Genomic DNA, 6,000 nt, shown 5'->3' with positions numbered 1-6,000 from the left:
TATGTGAAGATAGGTGATACGACACGTGACGCTGTTACTAGAATTTTTGAACAGGTAGGAACAGCTGGATTAAATCCTAAAATTTTATTTGAGAAAGTAGCTCGAAAATCTGATGGAGAATGGTTCCGTGATAAAGATTTACATAGATTTCTTATTTTAAATGGAATAGAGAAAAAGGATTTTAATAGTCGTGCTGATGAGTGGTTCTATTTTAATGGAACGCTGGAAAAGGCTGAAGAGTTAACGAATAAATTTATTAACCGTGATTATGATGAAATACAAATTGATGATAACCGTTCGGATTATGTATTAAGAAATGAACAGCAACAAGCGGTAGAAAAAACGTATGAGTATTATCTAAGTAAGCAGGAGCCAAGAGAATTTTTATGGAATGCAAAACCACGTTTTGGGAAAACATTAACAACATATGACTTTATTAGAAACCTTAATGCAAAGAATGTTTTAATTGTAACAAATAGACCAGCAATTGCAAACTCATGGTTTGATGATTTCCAAAAATTTATTGCCTGGCAAGAGCCACAAATGAAGTTCGTATCGGAAACAAATGCATTAAATGGTAAAGCGATGACTAGAGAGCAATATCGTGATTTTCTTGATACAACATCTCATCCTAATCCTACACAAATATTCTTTATGTCCTTACAAGATTTAAAGGGAGCAGAATTTGCTGGTGGTAATTATAAAAAGTTAGAGTGGGTACCTGGCTTAAATTGGGACTTACTAGTAATTGATGAAGCTCATGAAGGTATTGATACGAAAAAAACAGATATAGCATTTAGCCAATTAAAAAGAGACTTTACCTTGCATTTATCAGGTACTCCGTTTAAAGCCTTAGCTAAAGGTGATTTTTCTGAAGAACAAATATTTAATTGGTCTTATGTCGATGAACAAGAAGCTAAAGAAAACTGGGATTCAACGGTTGGCAGCAATCCTTACGAAAGCCTACCTACTTTAAATTTGTTTACGTATCAAATGAGTAAAATGATAGAAGATGAAGTATCGGCAGGGTTAACAATAGAGGAAGAAAAAAACGTTGATTATGCATTTGATTTAAATGAATTCTTTAGAGTGAAAGAAAATGGACGATTTGAATATGAAGAAAGTGTTATTCGCTTTTTAGATAATCTAACTTCAGGGAAGTTTCCGTTTTCTGAAAATCAATATCGTAATGAACTAAATCATACATTTTGGCTGTTACCACGAGTGAATGCTGCCAAAGCACTTGAAAAATTATTAAACTCTCATCCAGTATTCAAAGATTATAAAGTAGTACTTGCAGCAGGAGATGGCGTTAGCTTACATGACGGCATAGAATCTGAAGCACTTGATTTAAAAGAAAATACAAAAAGCTATGACAAAGTTAGAAATGCTATTAAAAGATATGATAAAACAATAACACTTTCTGTGGGACAGTTAACAACTGGTGTGACAATACCTGAGTGGACGGCTGTATTAATGTTAAATAATATTGAATCACCTAGTTTATACTTTCAAGCTGCATTTAGGTCACAAAACCCTTATGAATATGAAAAAGACGGTAAACTTTTTAGAAAAGAAAATGCGTATATCTTTGACTTTTCACCAGATCGAACATTAAGACTTTATGATGAGTTTGCTAACAACTTGTCTAGTGGCAGTTCTAAAACAAGCGAAGAAAGAAAACGTAAAATAAAGAAGTTATTAAATTTCTTTCCAGTAATTGCTGAAGACGAAGATGGCACAATGCATGAAGTTGATGCATCTGAAGTCTTGACGATACCTACTCGAATTACGTCACGAGAAGTTGTAAAAAGAGGCTTTATGAGTAATTTATTATTCGCTAATATATCAGATATTTTTTCAGGTGACTCACCATTCAAAGAAATTCTAGATAAAATACCGCCTGAGAAAAATAAAAGATTAGAGAAACCCCGAGAGGTGTCTATTACTGATCCGAATTTAAATGAGGATGGAGAAGTAGAAATACCAAAAGAAGTAGTGTTAGGTAAGTCAAAAGAACTTTTTGGAGAAAAAATTTATTCATCAATTGAAGTGGTTGATGAAGTTGTATCATCCTTCGAAGAAGCTGAGGAAAAACAAAAAGAATCCATTAGAAAACTAGCGAAAGATATAACAGCTTCATTTTCAGATGGCTTTAATAATTTAAAAGACTCCTTCAAGCTAAACAAAGGGCAGACTGATAAGTTGAAGGATTCAGTAAATAATTCTATTGAGGATATTATAACTGAGAAAAGTTTGACACTAAGCAATCAAGTTAAAGAGATAGAGGAAGAATATGAAAAGAAAAAGCAAGAAGCAGAGAAGAGAAAAGATGAAACTGAATTAAAAGTAGTAACTCGGCAATATGAAGAAGAAAAACAAAAGATTGAAGAGTCTTTCGCCGATGAAATTAATAAAGAAGTAGAAAACACAATCAACACTGTTGTCGAAGAACAAATAGAAAAAGTAGAAGAAAAGAAAAAGAAAACAACAGAAGATGATGTTCGAGATCATTTACGAGGATTTGCACGTACAATTCCTGCTTTCCTAATGGCATACGGGGATGATAATACAAAATTAGAAAACTTTGAAGAGAATATTGATGCAGATACGTTTGAAGATATAACGAGTATAACTTTAACTGAATTTAAAAAGCTTCGTGATGGATTTGAGTATACAGATGATAACGGGGAAACAAAAGTCATTCCAGGATTATTCAATGAAGTTGTGTTTAATGCTAGTATTCAAGAATTTTTAGATACTAAAAAGCGTTTAGCAAACTATTTTGATGATGACCTGAATGAGGATATATTCGATTACATTCCTCCACAGAAAACGAATCAAATCTTTACACCAAAATCAGTGGTGAAAATTATGGTTGATACGCTAGAGCGAGAAAACCCAGACATTTTCAAGGACTCTAATAAAACGTTTATAGATTTATACGCAAAAAGTGGGATTTTTCTAACTGAAATTACCAAACGGTTATTTAAAGGCTTGAAAAATGAAATACCTAATGAAGGTGAACGATTGAAACATATTTTAGAAAACCAAGTCTATGGAGTAGCGCCAACTAATATCATCTACAATATCGCGAAAGAATATATATATTCAAATTTTGATAATATTTCAGCAGATAATTTAGTTGAATGTGATTTAACTATATATGCTGAAAAAGACTCTTTAGCAGAGAAATTAACAGAATTATATGGAGGTAAAAATGTGAAATTTGATGTAGTCATAGGAAATCCACCGTATCAGGAAGAAGATGGCGGTGCACAAGCAAGCGCACGACCAGTTTATCATCATTTTGTTCAAGCGGCTAAGAGTCTGAATCCTGAATATATTAGTTATATTACACCTAGCCGATGGTTTGTAGGAGGGAAAGGTCTAGATTCTTTTAGAGATGAAATGCTGAATGACCTTCATTTAAAAGAAATTCATGACTGGTTAACTCCTGAATATATTTTCCCTAATACAAATATTAGAGGTGGAGTCAATTACTTTCTATGGGACAAAAACTTTACTGACAAATCTGTTAGATTTGCATCTTATAAAGATGGTAAAAAGATTAGTGATGTAATTCGCCCTCTAGCAATTGAAGGAATTGATATTTTATTAAGGGATAATATCGGCATAAAAGTCTTAGAAAAAATATATGCTAATGATTATGAAAATACAAATACAATTTCTGAAATAGTTTCACCATTAAGACCATTTGGTTTCAGAGGCTATTTTATAGATGATGAAAGATTTAATAGTACTCCAGATTCATTAATAAACCATGTTATTTGTTATGCTCGTGGTTGGAAAAAGGGATATATAGAACGAGATATTGTTGAAATTCGACCAGATTGGATAGACAAGTGGAAAATTTTCACACCACGTGCTAATAATATTGGAACAGAATTGTCTGATGATAATTTTAATATCCGAATTGGGGAGCCAGGAACAATCTGTACAGAATCATATATGGTAATTGGAGCAGATAATGATTATGATAAAAACGAAGCGGAAGCTTTAGGTAAATACTTACAGACTAAGTTTTCAAGGTTTCTTCATAGTTTAGCTAAAGGTAGTCAAGATGCCACATCAAAAACCTACCGCTTCATTCCTATGCAAGATTTTTCGCCTGAATCTGAAATTAATTGGGATAACTCAATTGCAGAAATTGATCAGCAATTATACAATAAATATGGATTATCACAAGAAGAAATTAGTTATATTGAAGAAAATATAAAACCAATGAAATAGAAATAACTTTATATTAAAGTTGTATTCAACTAGCATCTGTAATTGTGGTGCAAATTGGTTCAAGTAATGTCAATCTCAATCCTTTTTCATACATTTTTATCCATATAACAGTTCCCAAAACGTTGTTATAAAAGGATTCAGATGGATTAGGCATACTTAGAATTTATCTGTATATTTCTCAAAACGTTAATATTGGTTGCGCAAAAATACAGTACATCGTGGAAGCGAGTTTCCAGATGCTACTGTATTTTTTTAGTTGAAAGGTGGTCAGGTGTTCAGAAAAAGAAAACTCGCCTTAAGGCGAGATAATGTAAGATCCTTCGTTGCAAGCACCTCCAGGATGAGCGGGTAGTTCGTTTAAACTCTCTCAGAGGCTTTTGAGTGCCACAAGCACATGGTTGACCCTGACTACTGTTTTGCCATCCTGGAGCGTAGCGAAGGACATCACTAGATGAACTAATATGTAGTATGCTATATATTAGGCACTATAGTTATAAAAGACCTTCAATGAACGATGAAAAATGAATATTGAACAATGAGCAATACAATTATGCGAATTTGCATTAATCTTCTAAATTGTTCATTATTTATTGTTCCATGTTCATTATTCACTGGGATGCAAGTCGCATATTTGCTGACTACATTCTTCCGTATATTTTGTACTAAACGCTACCTATAGCTGCATAAATTAGTTAAGAGGTGAGGATATTGAGAAGAAATAAAAATATTATACTAGCAATAATTGGGATAACTATCGTGATGTTATCCATCTCATATTACCTAGGAACTTATTTGCCAGCTAGTTTAGAATACCCATTAAACAGAAAGACTATCGTTATAGATCCAGGTCATGGCGGGATTGATCCTGGGAAAGTAGGCCTGTATGGTGTTGATGAAAAGTTTATTAATTTTGATATTTCCATGAAATTAAAAGAAGTATTAGAGATATCAGGTGCGAAGGTAATTATGACAAGAGAGGATAATGAAGGTCTTTATGTGGAAAATGTCCCCAATCCTTCATGGATTAAAAGCCAAGATATGCTTCAGAGAAGAAAGATCATTCAAGAAAGCAAACCTGATATTATGATCAGCATCCATATGAATAGTTTCCCTGACACGAATGTTTATGGTCCTCAAACCTTTTATCATGAAGGGGATGAACAGAGTGAAAAATTAGGCAAATGCATACAAGAAGAATTACTCCAAGTGTCTTGGAAAGAAAGTAGAAGAGTAGCAAAACCTAATAGCTCGTATTTTATTCTAAAAAACCATATGCCATCTTTAGTAATCGAATGTGGATTTCTCTCAAATGTTCAAGAAGAACAGAAGTTAAACGACAAAAACTACCAAGAAAGTATTGCCTGGGCAATAGTAAAGGGAATTATGCGGTATTTTTACGAAGAATGACACCCTTTGCCGAAAGCTGAAGGCGGAACTCTCTATGTTGTTGGGTGCAAAAACCATAAAACCGTCTCTATTAAGCTATTCTAGTCATCCGGGGGAGTCAAGTGACGAAGGATCTTATCAGTATGACTAATACATAAGGTACCATAGTTATATAAAATCTTCAGTGAACAATGAAAACTGAACATTGAACAGCGAACATTGAACAGCGAACAGTGCGAGTATACGACTCTTGCTATGCATTTGCTTACCACCTGATCACCTCGCATAAGTTGACTATCTGCCACCCTATGTCTTTTGTCAGAGAATAACTAGTGACTAGTAAATGTTTATGATATAATA

2 protein-coding genes are annotated in these 6,000 nt (G+C 33.3%); both read left to right on the top strand.

Annotated features, from left to right (window positions below; genetic code table 11):
* Nucleotides 1-4,254, top strand: a 4,254-nt coding sequence (locus Q7P22_RS03910; protein WP_303860890.1) for an Eco57I restriction-modification methylase domain-containing protein, incomplete at its 5' end; no start/stop codon positions are given.
* Between the two features lie 708 nt (nt 4,255-4,962).
* Nucleotides 4,963-5,661, top strand: a complete 699-nt coding sequence (locus Q7P22_RS03905) for an N-acetylmuramoyl-L-alanine amidase (RefSeq protein ID WP_303860888.1) — start codon at nt 4,963-4,965, stop codon at nt 5,659-5,661.
* Nucleotides 5,662-6,000 lie beyond the last annotated feature (339 nt).

The organism is Alkalibaculum bacchi (genome assembly GCF_937875145.1).
GTDB classification, from domain to species: domain Bacteria; phylum Bacillota; class Clostridia; order Eubacteriales; family Alkalibacteraceae; genus Alkalibaculum; species Alkalibaculum bacchi_A.
This window is presented reverse-complemented; position numbering and strand designations above follow the sequence as displayed.